This is a genomic window from Kribbella sp. NPDC043289 (assembly GCF_056436705.1).
In genome coordinates this window covers 1,073,692-1,099,022 of the sequence record NZ_JBWKCB010000003.1, presented here as the reverse complement: position 1 = coordinate 1,099,022, position 25,331 = coordinate 1,073,692, and the positions used below count along the sequence as shown (strand labels likewise).

At 69.1% G+C, this 25,331-nt stretch carries 29 protein-coding genes and 1 riboswitch; of the genes, 17 read left to right on the top strand and 12 right to left on the bottom strand.

What is annotated here, in order from left to right; translation table 11 throughout:
- Positions 1–54 precede the first annotated feature (54 nt).
- The 4 genes from AC0662_RS23735 (at position 55) to AC0662_RS23720 (ending at position 4,345) form a co-directional block, all read left to right on the top strand.
- Positions 55–1,545, top strand: coding sequence for a sensor histidine kinase (locus AC0662_RS23735; protein ID WP_478303246.1), 1,491 nt, complete (start codon positions 55–57; stop codon positions 1,543–1,545).
- A gap of 101 nt (positions 1,546–1,646) precedes the next feature.
- Complete coding sequence (locus AC0662_RS23730; protein WP_478303243.1) at positions 1,647–3,053, top strand: S1C family serine protease; 1,407 nt, start codon at positions 1,647–1,649, stop codon at positions 3,051–3,053.
- A 78-nt stretch (positions 3,054–3,131) separates the two neighbouring features.
- Positions 3,132–3,638, top strand: a complete 507-nt coding sequence (locus AC0662_RS23725; protein ID WP_452196132.1) for a DinB family protein — start codon at positions 3,132–3,134, stop codon at positions 3,636–3,638.
- 5 nt (positions 3,639–3,643) lie between these two features.
- Entirely contained in the window at positions 3,644–4,345 is a 702-nt protein-coding gene (locus AC0662_RS23720; RefSeq protein WP_478303241.1) for a pirin family protein, read from the top strand.
- A gap of 5 nt (positions 4,346–4,350) precedes the next feature.
- Here the strand turns inward: AC0662_RS23720 and AC0662_RS23715 are convergent, their stop codons facing one another.
- Together AC0662_RS23715 and AC0662_RS23710 are read right to left on the bottom strand one after the other, a co-directional pair.
- Positions 4,351–4,914: a hypothetical protein gene (locus AC0662_RS23715; RefSeq protein ID WP_478303239.1), complete on the bottom strand. Its 564-nt coding sequence runs from the start codon at positions 4,912–4,914 to the stop codon at positions 4,351–4,353.
- An 80-nt stretch (positions 4,915–4,994) separates the two neighbouring features.
- Positions 4,995–5,324 (bottom strand): L-rhamnose mutarotase, encoded by a 330-nt coding sequence (locus tag AC0662_RS23710; protein WP_452196135.1) that lies wholly within the window; start codon positions 5,322–5,324, stop codon positions 4,995–4,997.
- Between the two features lie 242 nt (positions 5,325–5,566).
- Between AC0662_RS23710 and AC0662_RS23705 the strand changes: the two genes are divergently transcribed.
- Together AC0662_RS23705 and AC0662_RS23700 are read left to right on the top strand one after the other, a co-directional pair.
- Positions 5,567–7,468 (top strand): penicillin-binding transpeptidase domain-containing protein, encoded by a 1,902-nt coding sequence (locus AC0662_RS23705; protein ID WP_452196136.1) that lies wholly within the window; start codon positions 5,567–5,569, stop codon positions 7,466–7,468.
- A 63-nt stretch (positions 7,469–7,531) separates the two neighbouring features.
- Positions 7,532–7,831 carry a TFIIB-type zinc ribbon-containing protein gene (locus AC0662_RS23700; protein ID WP_452196137.1) on the top strand — a complete coding sequence of 100 codons (300 nt, stop codon included), beginning with the start codon at positions 7,532–7,534 and terminating at the stop codon, positions 7,829–7,831.
- A 1-nt stretch (position 7,832) separates the two neighbouring features.
- Here AC0662_RS23700 and AC0662_RS23695 read toward each other — a convergent pair whose 3' ends face one another.
- Complete coding sequence (locus AC0662_RS23695; protein ID WP_452196138.1) at positions 7,833–8,246, bottom strand: PaaI family thioesterase; 414 nt, start codon at positions 8,244–8,246, stop codon at positions 7,833–7,835.
- Between the two features lie 79 nt (positions 8,247–8,325).
- Between AC0662_RS23695 and AC0662_RS23690 the strand changes: the two genes are divergently transcribed.
- From AC0662_RS23690 to AC0662_RS23665, 6 genes are all read left to right on the top strand, one after another.
- Positions 8,326–8,790 carry a GNAT family N-acetyltransferase gene (locus AC0662_RS23690; RefSeq protein ID WP_452196139.1) on the top strand — a complete coding sequence of 155 codons (465 nt, stop codon included), beginning with the start codon at positions 8,326–8,328 and terminating at the stop codon, positions 8,788–8,790.
- A 195-nt stretch (positions 8,791–8,985) separates the two neighbouring features.
- Positions 8,986–9,996 carry an ABC transporter ATP-binding protein gene (locus AC0662_RS23685; protein WP_452196140.1) on the top strand — a complete coding sequence of 337 codons (1,011 nt, stop codon included), beginning with the start codon at positions 8,986–8,988 and terminating at the stop codon, positions 9,994–9,996.
- Positions 9,993–10,808, top strand: a complete 816-nt coding sequence (locus tag AC0662_RS23680) for an ABC transporter permease (protein WP_452196141.1) — start codon at positions 9,993–9,995, stop codon at positions 10,806–10,808. Before AC0662_RS23685 ends, AC0662_RS23680 begins: the two co-directional genes overlap by 4 nt.
- Positions 10,805–11,647, top strand: coding sequence for an ABC transporter permease (locus AC0662_RS23675; protein ID WP_478303234.1), 843 nt, complete (start codon positions 10,805–10,807; stop codon positions 11,645–11,647). The genes AC0662_RS23680 and AC0662_RS23675 overlap by 4 nt, the downstream gene beginning before the upstream one ends.
- Before the next feature lie 18 nt (positions 11,648–11,665).
- The gene (locus AC0662_RS23670; RefSeq protein ID WP_478303232.1) at positions 11,666–12,757 is read left to right on the top strand and encodes a DNA polymerase IV; all 1,092 of its coding nucleotides are present in this window, start codon (positions 11,666–11,668) and stop codon (positions 12,755–12,757) included.
- Between the two features lie 45 nt (positions 12,758–12,802).
- Positions 12,803–14,008, top strand: coding sequence for a Fic family protein (locus AC0662_RS23665; RefSeq protein ID WP_452196144.1), 1,206 nt, complete (start codon positions 12,803–12,805; stop codon positions 14,006–14,008).
- Between the two features lie 29 nt (positions 14,009–14,037).
- On the opposite strand, the gene AC0662_RS23660 is transcribed toward AC0662_RS23665, so the two are convergent.
- Positions 14,038–15,543 carry a SulP family inorganic anion transporter gene (locus AC0662_RS23660; RefSeq protein ID WP_452196145.1) on the bottom strand — a complete coding sequence of 502 codons (1,506 nt, stop codon included), beginning with the start codon at positions 15,541–15,543 and terminating at the stop codon, positions 14,038–14,040.
- Positions 15,544–15,721: 178 nt separating this feature from the next.
- Between AC0662_RS23660 and AC0662_RS23655 the strand changes: the two genes are divergently transcribed.
- On the top strand, positions 15,722–16,123 hold the full coding sequence (locus AC0662_RS23655) for a MerR family transcriptional regulator (protein WP_452196146.1): 402 nt from the start codon (positions 15,722–15,724) through the stop codon (positions 16,121–16,123).
- A 180-nt stretch (positions 16,124–16,303) separates the two neighbouring features.
- Here the strand turns inward: AC0662_RS23655 and AC0662_RS23650 are convergent, their stop codons facing one another.
- Both AC0662_RS23650 and AC0662_RS23645 read right to left on the bottom strand, forming a co-directional pair.
- The gene (locus tag AC0662_RS23650) at positions 16,304–17,143 is read right to left on the bottom strand and encodes an amidohydrolase family protein (protein WP_478303229.1); all 840 of its coding nucleotides are present in this window, start codon (positions 17,141–17,143) and stop codon (positions 16,304–16,306) included.
- A 13-nt stretch (positions 17,144–17,156) separates the two neighbouring features.
- Complete coding sequence (locus tag AC0662_RS23645; RefSeq protein WP_452196148.1) at positions 17,157–18,248, bottom strand: mandelate racemase/muconate lactonizing enzyme family protein; 1,092 nt, start codon at positions 18,246–18,248, stop codon at positions 17,157–17,159.
- Positions 18,249–18,358: 110 nt separating this feature from the next.
- Here AC0662_RS23645 and AC0662_RS23640 point away from each other — a divergent pair, with 110 nt between their 5' ends.
- From AC0662_RS23640 to AC0662_RS23625, 4 genes are read left to right on the top strand one after another with little or no spacing between them, the layout of a single operon-like run.
- Positions 18,359–19,054 (top strand): GntR family transcriptional regulator, encoded by a 696-nt coding sequence (locus tag AC0662_RS23640; RefSeq protein ID WP_452196149.1) that lies wholly within the window; start codon positions 18,359–18,361, stop codon positions 19,052–19,054.
- Positions 19,055–19,075: 21 nt separating this feature from the next.
- Positions 19,076–19,924 carry a fumarylacetoacetate hydrolase family protein gene (locus AC0662_RS23635; protein ID WP_452196150.1) on the top strand — a complete coding sequence of 283 codons (849 nt, stop codon included), beginning with the start codon at positions 19,076–19,078 and terminating at the stop codon, positions 19,922–19,924.
- A gap of 35 nt (positions 19,925–19,959) precedes the next feature.
- Positions 19,960–20,556 carry a class I SAM-dependent methyltransferase gene (locus AC0662_RS23630; RefSeq protein ID WP_478303226.1) on the top strand — a complete coding sequence of 199 codons (597 nt, stop codon included), beginning with the start codon at positions 19,960–19,962 and terminating at the stop codon, positions 20,554–20,556.
- A gap of 9 nt (positions 20,557–20,565) precedes the next feature.
- Complete coding sequence (locus AC0662_RS23625) at positions 20,566–21,465, top strand: phytanoyl-CoA dioxygenase family protein (protein WP_478303224.1); 900 nt, start codon at positions 20,566–20,568, stop codon at positions 21,463–21,465.
- A 7-nt stretch (positions 21,466–21,472) separates the two neighbouring features.
- Here the strand turns inward: AC0662_RS23625 and AC0662_RS23620 are convergent, their stop codons facing one another.
- Genes AC0662_RS23620 through AC0662_RS23595 form a run of 6 tightly spaced genes read right to left on the bottom strand, consistent with a single transcriptional unit; the run spans position 21,473 to position 25,136 of the window.
- A complete protein-coding gene (locus AC0662_RS23620; RefSeq protein ID WP_452196153.1) occupies positions 21,473–21,859 on the bottom strand; it encodes a hypothetical protein in 387 nt (128 codons plus the stop codon).
- Positions 21,860–21,914: 55 nt separating this feature from the next.
- The gene (locus AC0662_RS23615) at positions 21,915–22,286 is read right to left on the bottom strand and encodes a hypothetical protein (RefSeq protein ID WP_452196154.1); all 372 of its coding nucleotides are present in this window, start codon (positions 22,284–22,286) and stop codon (positions 21,915–21,917) included.
- On the bottom strand, positions 22,283–23,572 hold the full coding sequence (locus AC0662_RS23610; protein WP_478303221.1) for an alpha/beta hydrolase: 1,290 nt from the start codon (positions 23,570–23,572) through the stop codon (positions 22,283–22,285). The genes AC0662_RS23615 and AC0662_RS23610 overlap by 4 nt, the downstream gene beginning before the upstream one ends.
- A 57-nt stretch (positions 23,573–23,629) precedes the next feature.
- Positions 23,630–24,190 carry a histidine phosphatase family protein gene (locus AC0662_RS23605; protein ID WP_452196156.1) on the bottom strand — a complete coding sequence of 187 codons (561 nt, stop codon included), beginning with the start codon at positions 24,188–24,190 and terminating at the stop codon, positions 23,630–23,632.
- Complete coding sequence (locus tag AC0662_RS23600) at positions 24,187–24,933, bottom strand: CbtA family protein (RefSeq protein ID WP_452196157.1); 747 nt, start codon at positions 24,931–24,933, stop codon at positions 24,187–24,189. The genes AC0662_RS23605 and AC0662_RS23600 overlap by 4 nt, the downstream gene beginning before the upstream one ends.
- A gap of 5 nt (positions 24,934–24,938) precedes the next feature.
- Positions 24,939–25,136 (bottom strand): CbtB domain-containing protein, encoded by a 198-nt coding sequence (locus AC0662_RS23595; protein ID WP_452196158.1) that lies wholly within the window; start codon positions 25,134–25,136, stop codon positions 24,939–24,941.
- Between the two features lie 37 nt (positions 25,137–25,173).
- Positions 25,174–25,298: riboswitch (cobalamin riboswitch) on the bottom strand.
- Positions 25,299–25,331: the final 33 nt, after the last annotated feature.

Sequence of the window (25,331 nt, the reverse complement as noted above, 5' to 3'; positions counted from 1 at the left end):
CCGCAGGCGCAACCGCAACCCGAACGGCCCGTTGCCAGTAGCAATGGAAGTCGTGTGGCCGCGACCGCGGCCCGGACCCAGAACTGGTGGAACGAGACGCTCCACAAGCTGAGTCTGCATGCCCGCGTGACGCTGCTCGCGGCAGTCGCGGTCGGGCTCGCGGTGGCGATCGTGAGCGTCGCGGCGTACATCACGGTGCGTCAGCAGATGTACCAGAACCTCGACGACAGCCTGATCCAGCGCGCCGGCCAGGCGTCCCAGAAGGGCGTCCTGACCAACCTGGAGAACCTGCGCCGTGCCTCCGCGGACGCGCTCGGCCTGAGTGACATCCGGGTCGGCGTGCTGAGCGCCGACGGCGTCCAGTACGGCGCCCAGAACAGCCCGCTGCCGCCCATGGGGGACGACGAGCTGCAGATCGCCCGCGACCAGGGCAACCAGGCGAGCCTGCGCACTGTGGGCGTCCGGAACGGTCCGCACTACCGCGTTGTCGCGGTCGCGGCCCGCTACTGTCCGGCCGGGTACAGCAACGAGTGCCAGGAGGACGCGAACTTCCTGCAACCCGGTGCGCTCGTGGTCGCGCAGTCGCTGGGGTCGATCGACCAGACCCTGCACAACCTGGGCATCGTGCTGTGGGCGTTCGGGCTGATCGGTGTCATCGGCGCCGCGCTCGCCGGCAATGCCGTCGCCCGGTCCGGTCTACGGCCGCTGGCGCGGCTGACCGGTGCGGCCGAGCACGTCGCACGGACGGAGGACCTGAAACCCATCCCAGTGGCAGGGACGGACGAGATCTCCCGGCTGGCGAATGCGTTCAACGCGATGCTGGGTGCGCTCGCGCAGTCCCGCGACCGCCAGCGCCGCCTTGTCGGTGACGCCGGCCACGAGCTGCGCACTCCGCTCACCAGCGTGCGGACGAACCTGGATCTGCTCGCTCAGGCCGACAAACGCGGCGGTCTCCGTCCCGAGGATCGCCAGCAGCTACTGGACGACGTACGCGCTCAGATGGACGAGCTGACGACGCTGATCGGCGACCTGACCGAGCTGGCCCGCGACACACCTCAGGTGCGCAACGCGGAGCTGATCGAGCTCTCCAACGTCGTCGAAGACGCAGTGCTGAAGGTACGCCGACGCGCGCCCGGGCTGGAGTGGGACGTCGAGCTGTCTCCGTTCCCGGTGTGGGGTGACGAGCGGCTGCTGGGGCGTGCCGTGACCAACCTGCTGGACAACGCCGCGAAGTACAGCGTTCCTGAGGACTCGGAGCAGCACAGCGACGCGCAGTCCGTCGGGCACGTGACGGTGCGCCTGCAGGACGGCGTACTGACGGTGACCGACTCCGGGCCGGGCATCGCCGAGGCCGACCTGCCGCACGTGTTCGAGCGGTTCTACCGCTCCAGCGAGGCGCGCAGCCGCCCCGGATCGGGCCTCGGCCTGGCGATCGTGAAGCATGCGGCGGAGCAGCACGGCGGGATGATCTACGCGCGCAACGTGCCCGGAGCCGGGGCGCAGTTCACGCTCTGGCTGCCGCACGCGGCGACGCAGAGTCGCTGACAGGTTCCCAACAGATCCTTCAGGGGATCTTCACAGAGTTCTTCGGCCACTCCGAGCGGATCTTCAGGGGCCTCTCAGGTCCGGCCGACACAGTAATTGCCATGACCGAGAACCAGCCGCAGCAGCCAAACCAGCCCGGCCAGAACCCACAGGGACCGCAGGGGCCGGAGCGGACGCAGCAGTTGCCGATGTACGGGCAGCATCAGCAACAGCAGTACGCGCCGCAGGGTGGGCAGCCACGGCCGGAGTTGGGGCCGCAAGGGCAGCGGCCGGGCCAGTACCCCGCAGGTGGGGGTGGCTACCCGCAGTTCGGGGCTCCGGGGACGCATCAGGGGACGTCTCCGGAGCCGAACTGGCCCTTCGGACCGCAGCCCGCGGCGGCCACGGCCACCAAGGAGAAGCCGAAGCGGCGCGCCGGACTGGCGCTGGTGGCGCTGACCGCGCTTCTGGTCGGTACGGCGGGCGGTGTCGGGGGCGCGGCCGTCTACTCGGCCACCAACGACCACACCGCGAACACCCCGTCGGTGACCGCCCCGCTGAACGGCAACCAGGCGGCGCCGGTGTCGACGCCGGACGGCTCGGTGCAGAGCGCCGCCGCGAAGGTGCTGCCGAGCGTGGTGAAGATCGCGGTCGCGACCCAGCAGGGTGAGGCGACCGGGTCCGGCATCGTGATCAGCAAGGACGGCCTGATCGTCACCAACAACCACGTGGTCTCGGGCGCCGGGCAGGGCGCGAAGCTGAGCGTGGTGCTGAACGACGGCCGGACGGTATCAGCCACGGTCAAGGGCACCGACCCGCTCACCGACCTCGCCGTCATCCACGCCGACGCGACCGATCTGACGCCGGCCACGCTGGGGCAGAGCGGCAAGCTGGCGGTCGGCCAGGGCGTGGTCGCGATCGGCTCGCCGTTCGGCCTGGAGGCGACCGTGACCAGCGGTATCGTCTCGGCCCTGAACCGGCCGGTGACCTCGGGCGACTCGCAGCAGGACAGTACGACAGTCTTTCCAGCAATCCAGACGGACGCCGCGATCAATCCGGGGAACTCCGGCGGCGCCCTGATCGACCTCGCCGGCCAGGTGGTCGGTATCAACAGCGCGATCAAGACCGCCGGCGGATCGGGACAATCCGAAGGCGGCAACATCGGCCTGGGCTTCGCGATTCCGATCGACCAGGCCAAGCCGATCGTCGACGAACTGGTGGCCAAGGGCAAGGCCACGCATGCGCGGCTCGGTGTGACGGTCGGCGACGCGCAGTCCTCCGACGGGCTCACGAACGGAGCACGCCTCGGCGAGGTCACGTCCGGCGGTGCGGCGGACAAAGCCGGTCTCCAGTCAGGTGATGTGGTGACCGCTGTGGACGGCAAGGCGATCTCGTCAGGGGACGCGCTGGTCGCCGCTGTCCGTTCGCACCGCCCGGGCGACCAGGTGAAGCTCACGCTCACCCGCAGTGGCAAGGCCCAGACCATCACCGCCACACTCGGCTCCGACAACGGGAACCCAACCGGCTGACCAAGCGTCCAACCCAATACCGGACTGCGCCGCCCACCGAGCGGCGCAGTCCTTCTTTGTGACCGGTACGGTCCTGGCATGAGCTATGAGCAGCGGCCGCCGTTGGTGGCGGACGAGCGGACGCAGTTGGTGGGCTGGCTGGACCTGCAGCGCGCGCTGGTACGGCGGAAGCTGGAAGGGCTGGCGGAGGCCGACGAACGCCGGGCGGTGTTTCCGACGTCGCCGTTGATGACGCCGGTCGGGCTGGTGTCGCACCTGCGCTGGACCGAGCACTGCTGGTTCAACGTGATCTTCCTGGGTGAGCCGGAGGCAGCCAACCCGCAGTTCCGGAAGGAGCCGAAGAGCGCCGACTGGCTGGTGGAGGACGGCGTACCGCTGGCTCAGCTGCTGGACGAGTTCGACGCGCAGTGGGCGGAGTCGAACGAGATCACCGCGGCGCACTCCCTGGACGATGTGGCGAAGGACGCGGAGTTCCAGCCGACGCTGCGGTGGATCGTCATCCACATGGTCGAGGAGGTCGGCCGGCACCTCGGGCATCTCGACACCATGCGGGAGCTGCTCGACGGGCAGAAGGGGTATTACTAGTCGTCGTGGAGATTCGGCGCGCGGAGGACCGGTTCCGGACTGCGAGTGAGTGGTTGGACTCTCGGCACTCGTTTTCGTTTGGGGAGTTTTACGATCCGGCGAATGTCGGGTTCGGGTTCCTGATGGCGCACAACGACGAGACGGTGGCGCCGGGGAGCGGGTTCGGGACGCATCCGCACCAGGACCTGGAGATCGTCACCTGGGTACTGCGGGGCGCCCTGGCGCACCGCGACTCGCAGGGGAACAGCGGTGCGATCCACCCCGGACTCGCGCAGCGGATGAGCGCCGGCTCCGGGATCCAGCACTCGGAGTGGAACGACGGCACCGAGCCCGTCCACTACATCCAGATGTGGGTCCGCCCGGACCGCTTCGACCTGCCGCCGTCGTACGAGCAGGCCGAACTCGACCTGACCACCGGCGAGCTGATCCCGGTCGCCTCCGGGCTCGCCAAGCACGCGACGTCCACCGCGATTCGCATCAACCAGCCGTCCGCCGGTCTGTCGGTGGCGCGACTCGCCCCCGGCGGATCGGTCGAGCTGCCACAGGCGCCGTACCTGCATCTGTTCGTCGCGAGCGGCACGGCACAGTTCGAGGGCGCGGGCGAGCTCGGTACGGCGGACGCCGTACGCCTCACCGGCTCGGACGGTGAACGCATCACCGCGGGCCCGGCGGGAGCGGAACTGCTGCTCTGGGAGATGGTCGGCTAGCGCCCTCACCAGGCCTGCGCCGGCCGCCACCACAGCCCCGGCCCGGTCGCTGCCAGGGCAAGGCTCGGATCAGCGAGTACGTCGTCACGCCGCAGCCCGGGCAGCGCCTGGTACCGGATCGTCGCGGTGTCGCAGACGAGCGCGAGCGGCCACCACAAGGCGCGCACGTAGGCCTCGGCCTGAGCCGGCCCGTCCCAGTCATAACAGCCCCGGTACATGCCGAACTCGTCGGCGGCGAACCACAGCTTCGACACGAACCCCGGGAAGCCGACGAACAACGGGGTGTTCAGCAGGCTCTCGGCCCGGAACCACCGATGCCCCTGCCCGCGGACGAACCGGAGGCTGAACCCGACGATCAACACGCACGGATCCAGCGGCTCAGCCCCGGTCAGCACCGTCTCCCGGTAGACCCACGAGCTCGAGCCGTCCGCGAACCGCACCCACACCCCGACCCGCTCCCGAGGCTGCCGGACCCGTCCCTGGGCCAGCTGTACGCCGGTCCGCGCCGCGCATCTCGCCAGTCGCGGCAACGCCGTCGGGAGCCGGAAGTGCTGCACGTCTCCGACCATGGTGACCTCCCATCCACCACGGTCGGCCCGCGAACGGCCCGCGACAACGCCGGAAGGACTCCGTCGCGCGGGACCTTCCGCTAGTCGGCTTGTTCGCTCATCGTCCAGACGTGCCGCAGCGACTGGCCGGCGACGCCCTCGGGGTTCTGCGCGAAGCCCTCGACGAACTGGCTCATGTGTTGCTGCCAGCGCTGGTCGGTCGGATCGTTGCGGAGGTACGCGACCGCCGCCTCGAAGTCGTCGGACACGACCAGGTGGAAGAGGTCGCGGCCGCTGCGCCAGATCGACCAGTCACTGATCCCCGCGGCGTGCATCGCGGTGATCAGCTCCGGCCAGACGCGGGCGTGCTCGATCTCGTAGGCCTCTTCGGTACCGGGAATCAGGCGGCTGTGCAGCGCAAGGCGGGTCACAAAGGTGCAGGATACGCCGCGCGCGGCACCCGTGGAACGCGGTTCCAAAATCTCGGTGGACCTCTTCGCCGCCGATTCACGCAGCCTCTCGCCCCCGATTCGCACCGCCTCTGCCGCCAACTCCTGAGCGGTCAGGGGCGTCGTACTTGGGTGGATTGAGTAGTTTCGCCCTCGTGGCGAACCGGCCACACGCCGAAGACTGTGCCCCGGTGTCCATCCGTCGTCGTGCGAGAGTTGGGAAAGTGAAGCGAACCACTGCGATCGTCTGTCTGAGTAGTCTGCTGATCACTGCCGGGTGTTCGGACAGCAAATCCGGCGGCGGCAAGTCCGGGAGCGACGAGCAGCAGGCGTCGGGTGCGGTGATCAAGCAGTTCGCCGACGCCTGGGTGAAGGCCTGGGCGCCAGAGGGGAAGCCGGACGCGGCCGGGGCGCTCACCGACAACCCGACAGTGTTCGCCAAGCGGCTCGACGACGTCGACAGCGCGCTCGTCGCGAGCACCGTGACGGTGGCTCCGCAGGGTGACCCGAAGTGCAGCGACGGGAACAACTGCACGCAGGAGCTCGCCGTCGAGGCGCAACTGCGCGGCATCGGCACGATGAAGTGGACCAGTACGGCGACCGCGGTGAAGACCGGCGACGCCTGGAAGGTGAAGGCCGCGGGCGACACGATCTACCCCGGCCTCGGCGACAACAACTACCTGAAGCGGGTCCGCGCGCTGCCGGCCCGCGCCTCGATCCTGGACCGCAACGGGGTCGCCCTGACCGCGAACCGGCAGGTCGTGATCGTCGGCGTCGCGGCGGGGACCAAGGCCACCGCGGCGACGTACGCGGCGTTCACGAAGTACCTCGATGTGGACGGCACGAAGCTCGCCGCGCGGGCGAAGGCGGCGCCGGCCGGCCAGTTCGTGGACGCGATCACGATCCGGGCCGAGGAGTGGGAGGCGCTCCGGCCGACGATGAGTAAGCTGCCGGGTGTGCTCACCATGGGCGGCACCCAGTCGCTGCCGCCGAACGCGACGTTCGCCCGGTCGCTCATCGGCACCATGAAGACCGCGACCGCGGACACGCTGAAGAACGCCGGCCCGACCGCGTCCACCCAGGACCAGGTCGGCACGACGGGCCTGCAGTACGCGTTCCAGCAGCAGCTCGCCGGTACGCCGGGCGGCACGGTCACGCTGCGGGACGGCAAGACGAAGCTGACGATCAAGACCGTCTTCAGCCAGCAGGGCACCGCCGGCAAGCCGGTGAAGACCACGCTGGACACGAACATGCAGAAGACCGCCGAGGCCGCGCTGGCGACCAGCAAACTGCCGGCGTCGCTGGTCGCGGTGCAGGCGTCCACCGGCCAGATCCTGGCGGCCGCGAACGGCCCGCAGGTGGCGAGCTACAACCGCGCCTTCCAGGGTCGCTATGCACCGGGCTCGACGTTCAAGATCGTCACCTCGGCGGCGCTGCTCGGCAACGGTGAGACCGCGGCGACCCCGCTCCCGTGCACGGACACCATCAACGTGTTCGGTAAGACCTTCAAGAACTACGACGCGCTCGCGGCGTACGGCGCGGGCACGATGCAGAAGGCGTTCAACGAGTCCTGCAACACCGCGTTCATCTCGCAGCACGCGCGGCTGCCGAAGGACGGGATGACCAAGGCCGCGGCGATGTTCGGCATCGGGCGCGACCTGAACCTGTCGCTCTCGGCGTACGGCGGTCAGGTCCCGGCGCCGAAGGACGACGTCGAGGAAGCGGCCTCGATGATCGGCCAGGGCACGGTCACCGCCAGCCCGCTGGCGATCTCGCTGGTCGCCGCCACGGTCGACCACGGGACCGCGATGAAGCCGGTGCTGGTGCCGGGCAAGGACGCGGCCGGCGCGGCCGCCTCACCGTTGCCCGCGGCAACTGTCGCGGCGCTGCGGACGTTCATGCGGACGACGGTCACCGGTGGTACCGCGAAGGTGCTGGCCGGGAACGGCGCGGTCGCCGCGAAGACCGGTACCGCGGAGGTCGTCGTGAACGGCAAGGTCACCACGAACGCCTGGATGGCCGGCTACCGCGGCGATGTCGCGTTCGCGGTCATCGTGGAGGGTGGCGAGTCCGGTTCGCACACGGCCGGCCCGATCCTGAAGACGTTCCTGTCCAGCTTCAAGTAGGAAGTTCCTGAGAGTTGGCTGAAAGCCCGCGATGACGGGGATTTCGTCACTTACCGTTTCCGGATGGAAAGCCTGACGTGTCCCAAGTGTCATGGGCCGATGCGGACGTACGAACGCAGCGGCATCACCGTCGACCAGTGCGGTGACTGCCGCGGCATCTTCCTCGACCGCGGTGAACTCGAGCGACTGGTGGACGCGGAGGCTCGGTTCAACGGGCCACCGCGCCGCGAGGAGAAGCACCACGACGACCGGCGGTACGACGAGCGTCGCGACGACGACCGCCGGTACAGCAACCAGCAGTACTCGAACCAGCAGCACCCGCGGAAGAAGAAGAAATCCTTCCTGGAGGATCTCTTCGACTGAGCTACCGCTGTACGGCGATCACGGTGCCCTGAGCGACGGCGCACAGCGTCTCGGCGTCGTCGGCCACCGTGCGGAGCTCACACGTGCACGTCGCCTGCCGGCGGCCCGCGTGCACCACCTTCGCCTCGGCCCGGAGCAGCGTGCCCCGGGCCGGGCGGAGGTAGCTGATCGTGAACCCACCGGTCAGCACCTCCGGGCCGAGCGCCGTACCGCCCGCGAACGTGAGGGCGTTGTCGGCGGCATAACCGAGGACGCCGCCGTGCAGGAACCCGTTCTGCTGCAGGAGATCCGGCCGGATGTCGAGCTCCAGCGTCGCGCCCCCGTCGCCGAACGCCGTCACCCGCGCGCCCAGCAACACGCTGAACGGCTGCGTCGCCAAGAGCTTCTGCGCCATCTCCAACGTCAAGTCCGCCACCCGCGCACGATATGTCAGTTGCTGCAACGCAGTGCGGAGGTTGCTGTGTCGCGGGTGTGCGAGGTCTAGGGTCAGGAGCGTGACGACGCCCTCGGTGCAGCTGCGCCCGATTACCGATGCCGACTACCCGAGCTGGATGGAGCGCGCCGCGGCGTCGTTCGCGGCCGGGATCGGCCCGGCCCGTGGACTGAGCGCCGACGAAGCGCTGGCGTTGGCGTACGAGGAGACCGAGAAGCTGCTCCCGGAAGGGCCGGCCACCGACCAGCAGCTGATCTGGATCGCCTGGGCGGGCGACGAACCGGTCGGCAGCCTGTGGATCAGCACCCGGTCGCGGGTGCCGTTCATCTACGGCATCGAGGTGGACAGCCGGCAGCGCGGCAAGGGGTACGGACGCGCGATCATGCTGGCCGCGGAGGACGAGTGCCGCCGCCTGGGCTACACCCAACTGGACCTGAACGTCTTCGGCGACAACGGTCCGGCGATCGCGCTGTACGACTCGCTCGACTACGCCGTGACCTCCCAGCAGATGCGCAAGTCCCTCTGAAACTCGCTGGACGACGCTTTCCCGGTCGGCTTACCGTGGCGGTGGCAGCCGCACTCGAAAGGACCCACAGGGAGCGATGTCGACACCCCGCCGAGAGATCGGCTGATTCGGTGGTCGTCCTGCGCTCTGCGCGTTGCGCGGTCGCGCTGCCCGGTCCGACAGTCAACCGACTCTTTCGAAAGCGGTGTTGCTTCCGTGACGCCTGTTCACGACCTTCCGCCTGTTATCGCGGCGCATGATCTGACCAAGACCTACACCTTTCACAAGCAGCAGGCCGGGCTCGGCGGGGCGCTGAAGAGCCTGGTCAGACGCAAGTACGAGACCCGGCTCGCCGTCGACCGGATCGGCTTCGAGATCGGCCGGGGTGAGGTCGTCGGCCTGCTCGGCCCGAACGGCGCCGGCAAGACGACCACGCTGAAGATGCTGTCCGGCCTGCTGTACACCACCTCCGGCGACCTCGAGGTGCTCGGCCACACGCCGTCCGACCGCAAGCACGACTACCTGCGCCGGATCGCGCTCGTGATGGGCCAGAAGACGATGCTGTGGTGGGACGTCCCGGCGATGGAGAGCCTCCTGCTGCACAAGGACATGTACGGCCTGTCCACCGCGGAGTTCGACCGCAACGTCGCCGAACTCGCGGAGCTGCTCGACGTCGAGCACCTGCTGAACGTCCAGGTCCGCAAGACCTCGCTCGGTGAGCGGATGAAGCTCGAGCTGATGGCCGCGCTCGTGCACGGCCCGGAGATCCTGTTCCTGGACGAGCCGACGATCGGCCTGGACGTCGTCGCGAAGGCGCGGGTCCGGTCCTTCCTGGCGGAGCTGAACCGGCTCCGCGGTACGACGGTCCTGATCACCAGCCACGACATGGACGACATCGAGGCGCTCTGCTCGCGGGTGATGATCATCGACCACGGGCGACTGCAGTTCGACGGCGCACTCGACGAGCTGGTCCGGACCGCGCGACCACGCAAGCTCGTGCGAGCGACGTACGCGACGCCGGTCGACGGTGCGCCGCTCGCCGGGTTCGACGGGGTCACGGCGGTCGACGTGTCCGGGCAGACGGTGAAGCTCGAGGCCGACCGGGAGCGGGCCGGTGCGGTGATGGAGCAGCTGACGCGGCTCGGTCCGCTGGTCGACCTGGATGTCGCGGACGCCGACGTCGAGGACATCATGCGGGAGCTGTTCCAGCGCCGGAGCTCGCTGTGAGGAGCACCGTCGTACGAAACCTCCGCGTCGTACGGCGGATGACGGCGGGCGAGATCGCGCAGCAGTCGGTGTACCGCGGGGCGTGGGTGATCTTCATGCTCGCGAACATCTGCGTGCCGATCATCTCGCTGCTGATCTGGCGGACGGCCCTCGCGAACGGGGCCCAGTTGCCGGTCGACGAGCGGTACGTGACGACGTACTTCGTGCTGCTCGGGTTCGTCACGATGGCGACGTCGTCGTGGATGGCCGGGTTCCTCGCGAACGACATCCGGCTCGGGAAGCTGTCCAGCTGGATGGTGCGGCCGGCGTCGCTGCTGGTCGGGTTCGTCGCGAACAACCTGTCGGAGAAGTTCCTGAAGCTGTTCGCGCTGGTGCCGATGATCGGCATCGTCTGGTGGATCTTCCGCGACTCGATGAACATCCCGGCCGGCCCCGGTCGTTGGGTTCTGTTCGCGATCAGCATCCTGCTCGGGGCGGTGCTGGTGTTCACGATCGACATCCTGATCGCCGCGCTGGCGTTCTGGATGGACGACGTGAGCGCGCTCGTACAGGCCCGGGTGATCATCGCGAGCGTCCTGTCCGGGGCCGTCGTACCGCTGGCGCTGATGCCGGACTGGTCGCGCGGGTTCGTCGACCACCAGCCGTTCCGGTACACGGTGTCGTTCCCGGTCGAGATCGTCGCGGGTCAACTCACCGGCAGCGAACTGGCATCCGGCCTGGCGATCCAGTTCGGGTACGTCGTCGTACTCGGGGTGCTCGCCCGGCTCGTCTGGGCCGCGGGGATCCGCGCGTACTCGGCGGTGGGCGCATGAGCATGCACACCGAGGAGCGGCAGCCGCTCGACCGTAGCTGGGCGCACAAGCAGTGGCGGCATGTGCGGTTGTGGCGGCGGTTTCTCGGGCAGGCCGTGGTCCGTGAGACGCACTACCGGGCGCATTTCCTGACCACGTTGCTCGTCGGGCTGGTCCAGCTCGGGCTGGGGATCGTGCCGACGTTGCTGCTGTTCGGGTTCACGTCCGAGGTGCACGGGTGGTCCCGGGCGGAGGTGATCGCGCTGGTCGGGGTGTTCCAGATCGTCACCGGGCTGCTCGCGACCTTCGTCGCGCCGAACTTGAACCGCATGACGACGTACCTGACCGAAGGTGAGCTCGACGGTGTACTGCTGCGGCCGGTGTCGAGCCAGTTCTACCTGACGCTGCGGTGGATCAACGTCGCCGAGCTGACGAACGTTGCCAGCGGCATCGTCGTGCTCGTGATCGGGCTGGTGCAGTCGGGGATCCGGCCGAGTGCCGGGCAGGTGCTGCAGGCCGTCGTACTCGTCGGATGTGGGCTGGTGCTGCTCACCGCGGTGTGGTCGGCGATGTCGTTTCTGGCGTTCTGGCTGCAGTCGGTCGGGCCGATCGGGGTGGTGTTCCTCAGCCTGGCCGAGGCCGGGCGGTATCCGCTGGTGTTCTTCCCGGTCGCGGTGCGGACGTTCCTGACGTTCGCGTTCCCAGTGGCGTTCGCGACGACGTACCCGGTGCGCGCGATGGCCGGTGACCTCGGCTGGGGAACCGTCGCGCTCGGGATCGGGCTCGCGGTGGTGGCGACGTTGCTCGTCCGGTTGTTGTGGCGGCGCGGGCTGCTGACGTACTCCAGTGCGTCCAGCTGATGTGGTTACCTGTGACGTATGAGCTGGTGGGTCCTGCACGTGGACATGGATCAGTTCATCGCGGCCGTCGAGATCCGGCGTCGGCCTGAGCTTCGCGGGCTGCCTGTCGTGGTGGGTGGGTCGGGCGACCCGACCCAACCACGGCAGGTGGTCGCCACCGCGTCGTACGAGGCACGGGAGTACGGCGTGCACTCGGGGATGCCGGTGCGGGCGGCGTACAAGAAGTGTCCGGACGCCGTCTTCCTTCCCTCGGACCCGGCGGCGTACGAGGCCGCGTCGACCGAGGTGATGGACACGCTGCGGACGTTCCCGGTGGTGGTCGAGGTCTGGGGCTGGGACGAGTGCTTCGTCGGCGCCGAGACCGACGATCCGGAAGCGCTGGCGGCTGAGCTGCGGGCCGCGGTGGCGGAGCGCACCGGGCTCACGTGCTCGGTCGGCATCGGCGACAACAAGACCCGCGCGAAGCTGGCGACCGGCTTCGCGAAACACCAACGCTCGCACGCCGTCCCTTTTGAGAGCGCCGACGGGTCCGGCAGCGTCGACGGCGTCTACCGCCTGACCGCGGCCAACTGGCGCACCGTGATGAACCATCGCCCGGTCCGCGACCTGTGGGGCATCGGCAGCCGGATGGAACGCAACCTCAACGAACTCGGCCTCACCACGGTCGCCGACCTCGCCACCGCCGACGTCGACGGTCTGAAGAAACGCTTCGGCCCGAAGATGGGCGCCTGGTACGCCGCCCTGGGCCGCGGCCTCGGCGACACGCAGGTGACCGACGTACCGCGGGAGCCGGTCTCCCGCAGCCACGAGGAAACCTTCCCCGAGGACCTCGCCGACCGCGCCGCCGTCGAACGCGAACTCCGCCGCATCGCCGTCGAGGTCACCGAGGAAGTGGTCGCCGAAGGCCGCACCATTCAACGCATCGCGGTCAAGGTCCGGTTCATCAGCTTCTACACCCCCATCAAGAGCCGCAAACTCAAGTCCCCCACCCAGGACCCCGAAGTCATCGCCACCACGGCCCTGGCCCTCCTCGACAAATTCACCCTCACCCGCCCCATCCGCCTCCTCGGCGTCCGCGTCGAATTCCTCCCACCCCAACAGTCCGACTGAGCGCCTTATATAACTTTGTTCAGCTAAAGTTATATAGTGGTCGAGGTGAACCAACCCGGAAGGACCCCGCTGGCAGTCGGCTGGGAGCGTTGCGCGTGGGAGGGCACCGACGGGCCGATGTCCCGTCGCGAACGCGCCGCCACCCGGGGCTTCTACCTGGCGTCGATCCCACCGGCGATCTCGGGCCTGGACTTCGCCGTACCGCCCGACGTCGCGGCCGAGGCAGAGGACGCCCTCGTCGAGATCTCGCGCTTCGATGCCGAACTGTCCGCCGCTCTCCCGCAAGCAGATGGCGAGCTCGCACCGCTCGCCGTCGTCCTGCTCCGCACCGAGTCGGCCTCCTCGTCCCAGATCGAAGGTGTCACCGCGGGCGCGAAGGCACTGGCGATCGCGACCCTGAACGAGTCCGCCGGCCAGAATGCCCGGATGGTCGCCGCCAACGTCGAGGCGATGCAGAAGGCGATCGACCTGGCCGACGACCTCAGCACCGATTCGATCCTCGCCGCTCACCGCGCGCTGATGCACGATCAGGCCTACGCGCTTCCCGGACGAACTCGGGACGGCCAGGTCTGGATCGGGGGCGGCCCGACCCCGCACACCGCGACGTTCGTCCCACCCCGGCACGAACGGGTCCCGGCGTTGCTGGACGATCTCGTCTCCTTCTGCCGGCGTACGGATGTCCCGGTGCTCCCCCAGGTCTCTATCGCGCACGCCCAGTTCGAGACGATTCACCCGTTCAACGACGGGAACGGACGGACCGGCCGGACTCTGGTGCACGCGATGCTGCGCCGGTCCGGCGTGACCAGGCGTCTCACGGTCCCGGTCTCGGCCGGTCTGCTGATCTTCACCGAGGAGTACTTCGACGCGCTCGGCTCGTACCGCGAAGGCGACCCCACACCGATCGTCAGGCAGTTCACCCGCGCCTCGTTCGCCGCCGTCAGCAGCGGTCGGCAACTGGTCGACGACCTCACCGCAACCTTCGCCGTCTGGGAGGACGTGGTCCGGTCCCGGAAAGGCTCAGCCGCCCGAAGACTCCTGCCGCACTTGCTCAGTCAGCCGGCCATCACCGTCAAACACGTCCAGCAGCACCTAGGGGTCTCCCAGCCGGCCGCCCAGCGTGCCGTCGACCAGCTCGTCGCGACCGGAGTCCTCAGACAGATCTCCACCGGAAAGCGGAATCGCGCCTGGATCGCGCGCGATGTGATCGCAGCGCTCGACGATTTCGCAGCCCGCTCCGGCCGCCGCGGCTGACCCCGACCTGGACGAGCGCGGCAGGCTCCTCAGGTGGTGCTGAGGGTGCCGGCCAGGCGGGTGTGGCGTTCGGCGCTGGCAGGGTTCAGGCCGGTGATCTCGACGGTTTTGCCGTAGCGGGCGTACTTGGTGGTGATCGCGTCGAGGGTGGCGACCGTTGAGGCATCCCAGATGTGGGAGTCGCTGAGGTCGAGGACGACCGTGGACGGGTCGTTGCGGTAGTCGAACTGGTACACCAGGTCGTTGCTGGAGGCAAAGAACAGCTCGCCGGTCACGGTGTAGACCTTGCGATCACCGTCCTGTACGCCGGTGACTGTGGTGAAGTGTGCGACCCGGCGGGCGAACAGCACCATCGCGACGACCACGCCGACGACGACGCCGATCGCCAGATTGTGGGTGATGACGACGACCACGACGGTCGCGAGCATCACCAGGGTCTCGCTGCGCGGCATCCGGCGGAGCGTCTTCGGGCGGATGCTGTGCCAGTCGAACGTACCGACCGAGACCATCACCATCACCGCGACCAGCGCCGCCATCGGGATGTCGCCGACCAGATCGCCGAGCCCGACCACCAGGATCAGCAGGAACACGCCGGCCAGGAACGTCGAGATCCGCGTCCGTGAACCGGAGCCCTTCACGTTGATCATCGTCTGGCCGATCATGGCGCACCCGCCCATACCGCCGAAGAGGCCGGTGATCACGTTCGCGGCGCCCTGGCCCCAGGCCTCACGGGTCTTGTCCGAGTGTGTGTCGGTGACGTCGTCGACGAGTTTCGCGGTCATCAGGGACTCGAGCAGTCCGACGAGCGCCATGCCCACGGCGTACGGCGCGATGATGCGCAGCGTCTCGAGATTGAGCGGGACGTTCGGCCAGAACAGCGACGGCAGACTGTCGGGGAGCTTGCCCTCGTCGCCGACGGTCGGCACGGAGGTCGACGTCAGTACGACGATCGCCGTGACAGCGAGGATCGCGACGAGCGGCGCGGGCACCGCCCTGGTGAAGCGCGGGAGCAACACGATGATCGCGACACCGACCGCGACGAGCGGGTACACCAGCCACGGCACGTGGACCAGGTGCGGGAGCTGCGCGAGGAAGATCAGGATCGCCAGCGCGTTGACGAAGCCGACCATCACCGACCGCGGGATGAACCGCATCAGCCGCGCAACGCCGAGCAGACCGAGCCCGATCTGGAGTACGCCGGCCAGCAGTACGGTTGCGACGAAGTAGTCGAAGCCGTGATCACGCATCACCGGTGCGATCACCAGCGCGACCGCGCCGGTCGCCGCCGAGATCATCGCCGGCCGACCGCCGAGGAACGCGATCGACACCGCCATCGTGAACGAGGCGAACAGGCCGACGCGCGGATCAACGCCCGCGATGATCGAGAAGCTGATCGCCTCCGGAATCAGCGCGAGCCCGACGACGAGGCCGCCGAGTACTTCGGTCCGCAGCCGCCCGGGCGACCGCAACGCCGCACGGACCGAGGTGATGTCGGGATTTTCGGGCATGGCTGACTCAGGCGTCAGCGACGTCATGCGAACTCCAGGTCGAGGAAGGAGCGAGGCGGGCGAGGAGCACCAGAACGCCGCAACCCTACCCGAACGTAAGAGTAGAGTTGAACTCGTCCTGCCGGCCGGACGACGCCGGAGCGTTATCCTTCCCGGACCACGAGCCGTGCCGGCGGCGGACGAAGGCGTCAGGAGAGCGCACACGATGGGCGAGCACATGCAGATCGGCGAGGTCGCCGACCGCGTCAAGCTCAGCCTGCGCACGATCCGCCACTACGAAGAGGTCGGCCTGGTCCCGCCGTCGGCCCGCAGCAAGGGCGGCTTCCGCCTGTACTCCGAGTCCGACGTCGAGCGACTGCTCCTCATCAGGCGGATGAAGCCGCTGGGCTTCACCCTCGAGGAAATGGCGGACGTCCTGGACCTCCTGGACAAGCTGTCCACGGACACCGCTCCGGAGTCCCGAGCCGCCCTCCTCGACCGCCTGACGATGTACCACGAGGCAGCGGCCAACCGGATCGTTGCCCTTCGGGAGCAACTGGACGTCGCGATCGGTTTCGCGGACAAACTGCAGGAACACCTGGACGTCCACGCACCGACCAAGAGCTGACACCCGCCGGGCACGCCGCGCGCCTGCCCGTCCAAGCCCGGCGCAGGCGTTTGAGGGGCCGGCCCCTCAAACGGTGGGGTGCGTAGCCAGAATTTCAGCAGGCATCCCGCACTTTGAGGGGCCGGCCCCTCAAACGGGACCAGCCGGGCGGCGGAGGGGCGGGCGGCTCAGCTGGCGATGTCAGAGGTTGTAGGTGCGCGTGGCCGTGGTGGCGAAGACGGACTCGCGTTCCGCGGGCGTGAGGTTCGAGGTCAGGGAGTCGGCGGTTTCGACGACGTCGGCGTACGACGCGGCGAGCAGGCAGACGGGCCAGTCGGAGCCGAACATGACTCGGTCCGGGCCGAAGGCGTCCAGGACCACGTCGGCGTACGGCTGCAGGTCGGCCACCGTCCACGACGACCACGGAGCCTCGGTGACCATGCCGGAGAGTTTGCACGTCACATTGGGGAGCGCGGCCAGCTCGCGGATCTGCCCCGCCCAGGGCCCCAGCGGCTCGCCGATGACGGGCTTGGAGATGTGGTCGACGACGAAGGTCAACTGCGGCAGGTTACGAGCGGTCTGGATCGCGGCCGGAAGATGCGGCGTCTTGGTGAGGAGGTCGTACGCAAGGCCCGCGTCGGCGACCGCCGCGAGGCCGCGCTGGACGTCGGGCCGGAGGAGCCAGTCGACGTCCGGTTCGTCGTGCACCTGATGCCGGATCGCCTTCAGGTACGAGCCGTCCGACCGCGCGATCAGCGACTCCAGCGTGGCGCGAACATCGTCCGCGGCGAGATCCACCCAGCCGACCACGCCGGCCACCAGATCGTTGCTCGCAGCAATCTCCAGGAACTCGCAGGTCTCCTCGACCAGCCCGACGGTCTGTACGACGACCGTCGACGTCACGCCGGCGGCAGCGGTGAGCGGTGCGAGATCCTCGATCGCGAAGCTGCGCCGGATGGGGTCCAGCTCCGGACCCACCATCCAGCTCTGCTCCCGGACACTCAGATCCCAGACGTGGTGATGCGCATCGACTCTGCTCATCCGCAACCCTTCCTCAGCCGACCCGGCGGTCGTCGATCGCGTCCTGGTTCCAGTCGATCCCCAGACCCGGCGCGTCCGGGGCGACCGCGTGCCCGTCGACGATATCCATCTCGGTCGACGTGATCGCCCGCAATTGCGGGATGTGCTCGACGTACCGCCCGTTCGGTACGGCGGCCGTCAGGCTCACGTGGAGCTCCATCAGGAAGTGTGGACACACCTCGAGGTTGAACGTCTCGGCGAGGTGCGCGACCTTCAGCCACGGGGTGATGCCGCCGATGCGCGCCACGTCCACCTGGACGATCCCGGCGCCACCCGCGGCGAGGTACTCCCGGAACTGCGAGACGGAGTACAGCGATTCGCCGACCGCGATCGGGATCGACGTGGACTCGGCCAACCGGACATGACCCGTCACATCGTCAGCGGGCAACGGTTCTTCGAACCAGGACAGGTCGACGGACTCGAACGCGGCGGCCCGGCGCTTCGCCTCGGCGTATGTCATCGACTGGTTCGCGTCGACCATGATGTCCATCGACGGACCGACCGCGTCACGTACGGCGCGCAGCCGCTCCACGTCCTCGTGCACACGGGGTTTGCCGACCTTGAGCTTCACGCCCGGCCAGCCGGCCTTCTGCGATGCCAGTGCACCGGCAACGAGCTCATCGGTTGTCAGATGCAACCAACCGCCCTCGGTGTCGTACAACGGCACCTGCTGGCGATAACCACCCGCGAGCCGCCACAGCGGCTCACCGGCTCGTAAACAGCGCAGGTCCCACAGAGCGGTGTCCACGGCAGCCAGTGCGAGGGATGTGATCGCACCGACCGTGGTGGCGTGCGTCGACCAGAACAGGTCCGACCAGAGCGCCTCGACGTTCCGTGCGTCCGTTCCGACCAGTCGCGGCAACAGGTGGTCCCGCAGCAACGCCAGTACGGCGGTGCCGCCGGTACCGATCGTGTACGAGTACCCAAGACCCGTCAGCCCGTCCGCGGTGGCCAGCGAGACGAAGATCGTCTCCTGTTTGAGGAACGCCTGCACGGCGTCGGTCCGGACGGTCTCGACCTCGAGGTCGACCAGGTAGGCCTCGGCCCGGACGATCGCCGTACTCACATTGCCTCCACGATCCTATAGGATATTGCGCATCCTGATGCTCCCGCTTCACACTGGACGCGTCAAGGCGGACTGCGCGTCGGGCAGAATGTTTCCGGGAGGAGCGACACGTGACTGATGCACATGTAGGCCTGGCCGGGCAGCTCAGCCGCCTGCCCCAGCGACAGGTGCTGAGCGACGACGTCTACGAGACGGTCAAGGGCCTGATCATGGACAGCGTGGTCGAGCCCGGCACCCGCCTGAACATCGACGCGCTCACCCGTGAGCTGGGCATCTCGCAGACCCCGATCCGGGAGTCGCTGGCCCGGCTGGAGTCCGACGGCCTGGTGATCAAGGAGCCGCTGCGCGGGTACCGCGTGTCCTCCCGGCTGACCCGCGCGGAGTTCGAGGACCTGTTCGAGTACCGGCTGCACATCGAGCCGTGGGCGGCCGGCCGCGCCGCCGAGCGGTCCGGCACCGAGGACCTGGCCCGGCTCAAGGCGGAGATGCTGAGCTACACCGACGTCCCCGACCGGCCGGCGTACGAGAGCTACCGGGCGATGGCCGCGCACGACCAGCGCTTCCACGACCTGGTGCTGGAGCTGTCCGGGAACGAGACGGCCCGGCTGTCCTTCCAGCGGACACACTGCCACCTGCACCTGTTCCGGCTGTACTACGGTGGCGGCATCGCGACGAAGGCGTTGCGAGAGCACAAGACCGTGGTGACCGCGGTCCGCAAGGGTGATCCGGAGGAGGCGGCCGCGGCGATGCGGGCGCACATCGAAGCCTCACGCGCCCGCCTGCGGCCGATCTTCGACCAAGACTGAATCCGTCCTGAGGAGTCCTCTGTGGAACTGCTGCGCCTCGGCGCGGTCGGCGAGGAGCGCCCGTACGTGCGCGCCGCCGACGGCACCGTTCACGACCTGAGCCCGCTGACCGCCGACATCGACGGGGCCTTCCTCGCCGCCGACGGCATCGCCCGTACCCGCGCCGCGCTCGACGCCGGCGAACTGCCGGTCGCCGACACCGAGGGCCTGCGCGTCGGCGCCCCGATCGCCCGCCCCGGCGCGGTCGTCTGTATCGGGCAGAACTACGCCGCACACGCGGCCGAGTCCGGCGCCGAGCCGCCGAAGCAGCCGATCGTCTTCTTCAAGCACCCGAACACCGTCGTCGGCCCGTACGACGAGGTGCTCGTCCCGCGCGGCTCGGCCAAGACCGACTGGGAGGTCGAGCTCGCCGTCGTCATCGGCAAGCAGGCCCGCTACGTCGAGACCGACGAGGACGCGCTGGCCTGCATCGCGGGGTACGCCGTGTCGAACGACGTCTCGGAGCGCGCCTTCCAGATCGAGGTGTCCGGCGGCCAGTGGTCCAAGGGCAAGTGCTGCGAGACCTTCAACCCGTTCGGCCCGGCCCTCGTCCCGGCCGACGAGGTCGACCCGACGAGCCTCAACCTGCGCTCGTGGGTGAACGGTGAGCCGCGGCAGGACTCGAACACCCAGGACATGATCTTCGGCGTCGCCGCGCTGATCCGGGACCTCTCGCAGTACATGGTTCTCAGCCCCGGTGACATCGTGAACACCGGAACCCCGGAGGGCGTCGCCCTGTCCGGCCGTTTCCCGTACCTGTCGCCCGGCGACACCATGGAGATGGAGATCGAGGGCCTCGGCAAGCAGAAGCAGACCCTCGGCAAGGCCTGAAAGAACTGTCCCCGGCCGGTCTTAGGGTCGGCCGGGTGACGGACTACCTCGCCGATATCAGCAGCTCCTACGACAACGTCGCGGTCTCGTACGCCGAGCTCGTGGTGGACGCCGCCGACTGGGAGGGCGAGGCGTTCGACCTGCTCGCGAGGCTGATCCCGGACGGGCCGGTGCTCGACGTCGGCTGCGGACCGGGGCGGACGACCGGCCTGCTGGCCGCGCGCGACCTGCGGGTTCTCGGGATCGATCTGTCCCCCGGAATGATCGAGGTCGCCCGCCGGGACCACCCGGACCTCGACTTCCGCGTCGGCTCGATGACCGCGCTGGACCTACCGGACGGCTCGATGTCCGGCGTGGTGTCCTGGTGGTCGATCATCCACCTCCCGCGCGACGTCGTCCCGCAGGCGTTCGCCGAGTTCCACCGGGTCCTCGCCCCCGGCGGAGTCCTGCTGATGGGATTCCACGTCGGCGAGCAGTCGACCCACAAGACCTCCGGGTACGGCGGCCACCCGATGAACATCCACGTCCACCGCTGGACTGCGCCTGCCCTGACCGAGCTCGCGGTCGCCGCAGGCTTCACGCCGTACCTCGACGGAGAAATTCCCGGCGACCGGCTGCTCTTCCACAGGTAGCCTCAGCGCATGACGCCGACCGAGGCCGCGGAACAGTGGCGAACGCAGGGGTTCGTGGTACTGCCGGAGTTCCTGTCCCCGGCTGACCTGGCGCCGGCGCTCGGCGAGCTGCCGACGATGTTCCCGACACCGGAGGGCTTCCACGACGGGACCGACGAGCGGCGCTCGCGGTACATCGAGGACGAGTTCGACGGCATCGACACGTTTCCGTTCGCGAGCGTCGAGTTCAGCAGGCTCGCCGTCCACCCGAAGGTCATCGACCTCGCGGAGACGTTGCTCGGGCAGTCCGCTCTGCGGCTCTCGTCGGCCGAGGCGTGGGCGAAGTACACCGGCGCGACGTCGTACGACCAGGAGTTGCACCGCGACTACCTGAACCAGACGATCGTCGTACCGTCAGCTGCGGACCGCTTCCAGCATCTGGAGCTGTTCGTGTTCCTGGTCGACGTACCGGAGGAGCTCGGCCCGCCGCACCTGGTGCAGTACGAGCACACCGCCGAGCTGCCGATGAACCCGAACTTCTTTCCACGCTCGGGCGGCAAGGGCGACTTCGTGTCACCTGACGACAACACCCGCCTGTACGACGCCGAGCAGTCAGGCGCCGGTCCGGCCGGGACGGTGATCGCGTTCAACACCCGCACGTTCCACCGCGGCACGGGACTCCGCAGGCCCCACGGCGCGCGGTACTCGATGCAACTCGTCTACCGCCCGGCCGAGGCCGACTGGGGCCAGCGCGTCGCCTGGGCCGCCCGCAGCCACGAGCCCGCCTGGTACGACTTCGTCCGCCGAGCCACGCCCCGCCAGCTGGCGCTCTTCGGCTTCCCGCCGCCGGGGCATCCCTACTGGACCCCGCAAACCCTCGCCGGCACCGCCGAGCGCTACCCGCGCCTGGACCTCACCCCCTGGCGCTAGCGGCGGACTACAGGTCGTCGACGTACGGGGTCTGGCCGGTGAAGGTCAGGCGCCAGTCGGTGTTCAGGGCGTCGACGGTGAGGTCGTAGCCCTGGCGGCGCGCGGTGAGTTGGTGGTGACCGTCGACGACCTCGGAGATGGTGACTTTCCAGTCGCGAGCCTCGAGGGTTTCGGCGGCGAAGCTGATCTGTGCCTCGGGGTCGGGCGTGATGGTGGGGTCTCCGGTCTCGACGGTGATGGTGCACACGGACTCGGGGCCGTGCGGGTCGGCGAGCGCGGACTCGTCCACCGGGCCGACGTCCTGCGTCACCGCCGGGGTCTGGTCCGGTACGACGATTGCCGCCACCGCGAGGAGTTCCGAGCGGAGGAAGTTACGAGCTTCGGTCAGCGTCACGCTTCCGTGATACACCGTGCGGCCAAGGCTCGCGAGGCCACGCCGCGTTTCGAATTCATGAAACCAGCGGTGTCTCGCCGGTGAACGTTATCCGCCAGTCAGTGGTCCACGCGTGGACCGCGATCTCGTACCCATTCCGGACGGCCGCGACCCGAAAATGCCCGTCCTCCGGGGCCGCGACCTCCGCGGTCCACCCCCGGGCACGCAGTGCCTCGGCTGCGGCTGCGACCTCCGCCTCGGGATCCGGCGCCGACGGGTTCCCGGTCTCGACGGAGATCCGGCACACGGTCGCCGTCCCCCGGCCGTCGAACAGTACGCCGGGATTCACCGGCCCCGGGTCACGCGTCACCACCGGCCGCTGACCGGGTACGACGGCTGCCGCCACCGCCAGCAACTCATCCCGCAGGAACTCCCGCTGCTCGCTCATCCCCGTCCACCTCCCGACGGCCGCGACCGCCCTGTACCCGCCGCCCGCGATCCTCCTATACTGCCCCGTCCACCAGCCCCACGCCCAGTGACCCCACGCCCCACAACGCCACGCTCCCCAGCCACCTGCTCCGCGGAACTCCACCCCGGCGCCCGCTCCCCGACAGTCGGACCAGCGCCAGCCGGACCGCTGGCACTCAGTTTGGCGGCGTTCGCGGGGGCTTCTTCGCGTGCGGACGGTGCGGGTGAAGTATCGCGGGCGTGCCGGGAGTGTTTGGTGAGTGCTGCAAGTCCGTCGAACACCCGCGACGCCGTCTTCGCGGCCGCGTTGAAGGCGTCGCCCCACGACGCGCCGAGGAGCAGCTTGGTCTCGGCGCCCCGGCTGGTGTTCGTGCGGGTGATGTCCTTCAGCTTGCCCGAGACCACCCGGCCGATGTTGCGGAGCGCCTCGCTGTTCGGGCGGTAGTACTCGTTGTGCCAGCGCACCGACACCGCCTCGTCGCGGGCGAGCGGGTCGTTGGTCTCCATCCGGATCGCGTCGACGAACGTCGCGGGGTCCGGCCCGTGCCACTCCGAGAGCGCGACATAGTCGCCGGGCGCGCGCTCGACGTACAGCGTCGTCGCCGGTGTCACGAAGTCCGATGCCTCGTCGACGCGCTTGTCGATGCCCGGCGACCCGGTCATCACCACCTGCGGCGGACGGGCGCCGACCTCGAGCGCTTTCCCGACCACTTTCGTGCCGTACGAGTGCGCAACGACCGTGACGTCCGCCTTCTCCGCCTTGAGCTCGTCGACCTCGTCCAGGAACACCTTGAGCAGCGGCCCGCCCTCGGCCGCCGCGTCGTCCTCCGCGGCCTTGAGCAGGCCCTGCGGCGAGCTGTAGTCGAGCCAGACGATCACCGCGGTCTCCGGCCCGGCCTCCTGCTTGATCAGGTCGCCGCGGTCCGACTGTCCGGAGAACGTGTCGAGGCTGTTCCCCATCCCGGGAACCAGTACGGCGACGTGCTTCGCCTTCGGGAGCTCGCCGAGCACCTCGATCGCCCGCCCTTGTCCCTTCGGGTCGACCTTCAGGAACTGCCGCTGCCGCTGGACGTGAACGACGTTGCCGTCGGCATCCGTCTCGCTCACGGTGACCGGGGCCAGCAGCTCCTCGACGGTCTTCAGGCGCTTGAGTTGCTCGTCGTCCGCGGTGCCGTCGTCGGCCGCCGTCTGCAACCGCTCGCGAGCAGCCTCGAGCACCGCCAGATTGGCGCGGAACCGTTCGGCCAGTTGATCAGCCTCAGCCATGATGACTCCCCGTGACAGCCGGTCACCTGGGCGTGAGACCGGGCCACCGGCAGTTTGTCAGGCGGAGGGCACGAAGGCCAGAGACCAGTTCCCGCTGTGGTGGGACAGGCTGACCGTGGCGAGCGGCCGGACGTCGACGTGTCGCAGCGACTCGGCGGGCGCGTCCACGACGTACAGGACGATCGCGCGGACCACCGCCGGGTGGACGACGGCGAGGATCGCGCTGGGTTCGTCGTGCTGCCCGGCCACGTCCCCGAGCCAGTCGGCGACCCGGGCGAGGACGTCGTTCTCGGTCTCGCCGCCCGGCGTCGCGGTGTGCGGCCGTTCGAGCCACGCCGAGACCCGCGTCGGGTCGGCCGTGAGCAGATCCTCCAGCTCGCGGCCTGCCCAGTCGCCGTACTCGCGGTCCCGCAGCTCGGGGGCGACGATCGCGTCGTACCCGAGCGCAGCGGCTGTCCGGACGGCGGCCTGCTCAGGTCCGGAGTACACCGCGTCTGCCGAGAGCTTCAGGTCGCGCGCCGCCTCGACACTCGCCGCGTCCGGCTCGGCGTCGCCGCCGAGCACGAGTCCACGCAGTGCGGGTGTCAGGGCGTGCGCGACCAGGGTCAGCGTGGTCAAGCCGCAGCCACCTTCGATCGGATCGGCCGGCGGTCCACCGCGGCCGCGTACCCGAACCCGAGCAGGAGCCACAGCGTCGCCTGCGTACCGAGCGAGGCGAACCGGAACTGCCATAGCAGCGTAGCGGGGAACGTCTCCGGAACCTCGTTGATCCGCGGCAGGATCAGGTACGCCGCCACGACGGTCGCGAGCAGTCCGACGACACCACCGGCGAGGCGGGCGACATCGCCGTACCGCGCGGCCCAGCGGGACAGGGCGACCCCTGCCCACACCGCGAGCAGGCCGATGACCAGGGTCAAGAGGTAGGTGACGGTCCGCCGGGTGATGGTGTCGGGGTCACCGACCGCCGGCGGATTGGGTGGGTACTTGAAGAACGGGACGAGCACGATGCCGATGAAACCCGCGGCGGCGAGTCCGAGCGCGGCGTACGCGTCGTTGCCGGTCCGGAGCTTGCGGCGGAGCAGCGTGAACGCGACCGCGAACAGGCCGCCGAGCGCGACGCCGTACAGGCTGGTCGCGAGAAACAGGCCGGCCCGCTGGCCGTCGCGGCTGACCAATGGCTGTTCGTCCTCCGCCTGGTCAGCGTGGTTGTGGTCGTGAGTGTGCGCGGCACCGGCCTCTTCGATCGCGATCGCCGCGTCGACACGCGGCTCGCCCATCACGTAGGCGAACGTTCCGGCCAGCAGGCCGGCGAAGAGTCCGACGATCAGTCCGCGCACCAGGAGCGATCCGAAGGTGCGCATCTGATCTAGTGGCAGGGCACGCCGAGCAGGTGGCGACCGTCGTGCATCAGCTCGTGCAGGTACATCCCCGACTGGGAGACCGCGCCCTGGTCGAACCCGACCAGGTAGGCGAGCAGCAACATCAGGCCGACGCTGGTGAGCGCAGCAGCGAGAAGCTTGGGCGAGAGAGCCGGTACGGCGATCGTGCGGGCAGGAGCTGCCATTGAACTGAACCTCCTGGGGAAGTGCGCGTCCCCTTAGAAAGGCTGCTGTGCCCGAGCGTCCTGACTCACGAACCGAAGCTCGCTCACAGTGGCGCGGCCGTGCCGGACTCTCACCGGCTTCCCTCATGGCACCGCAGGTTGACCCTGGAACGGTAGAGCCCACACCGAACCCCGGTCAACGCGCCACGGCGCGCC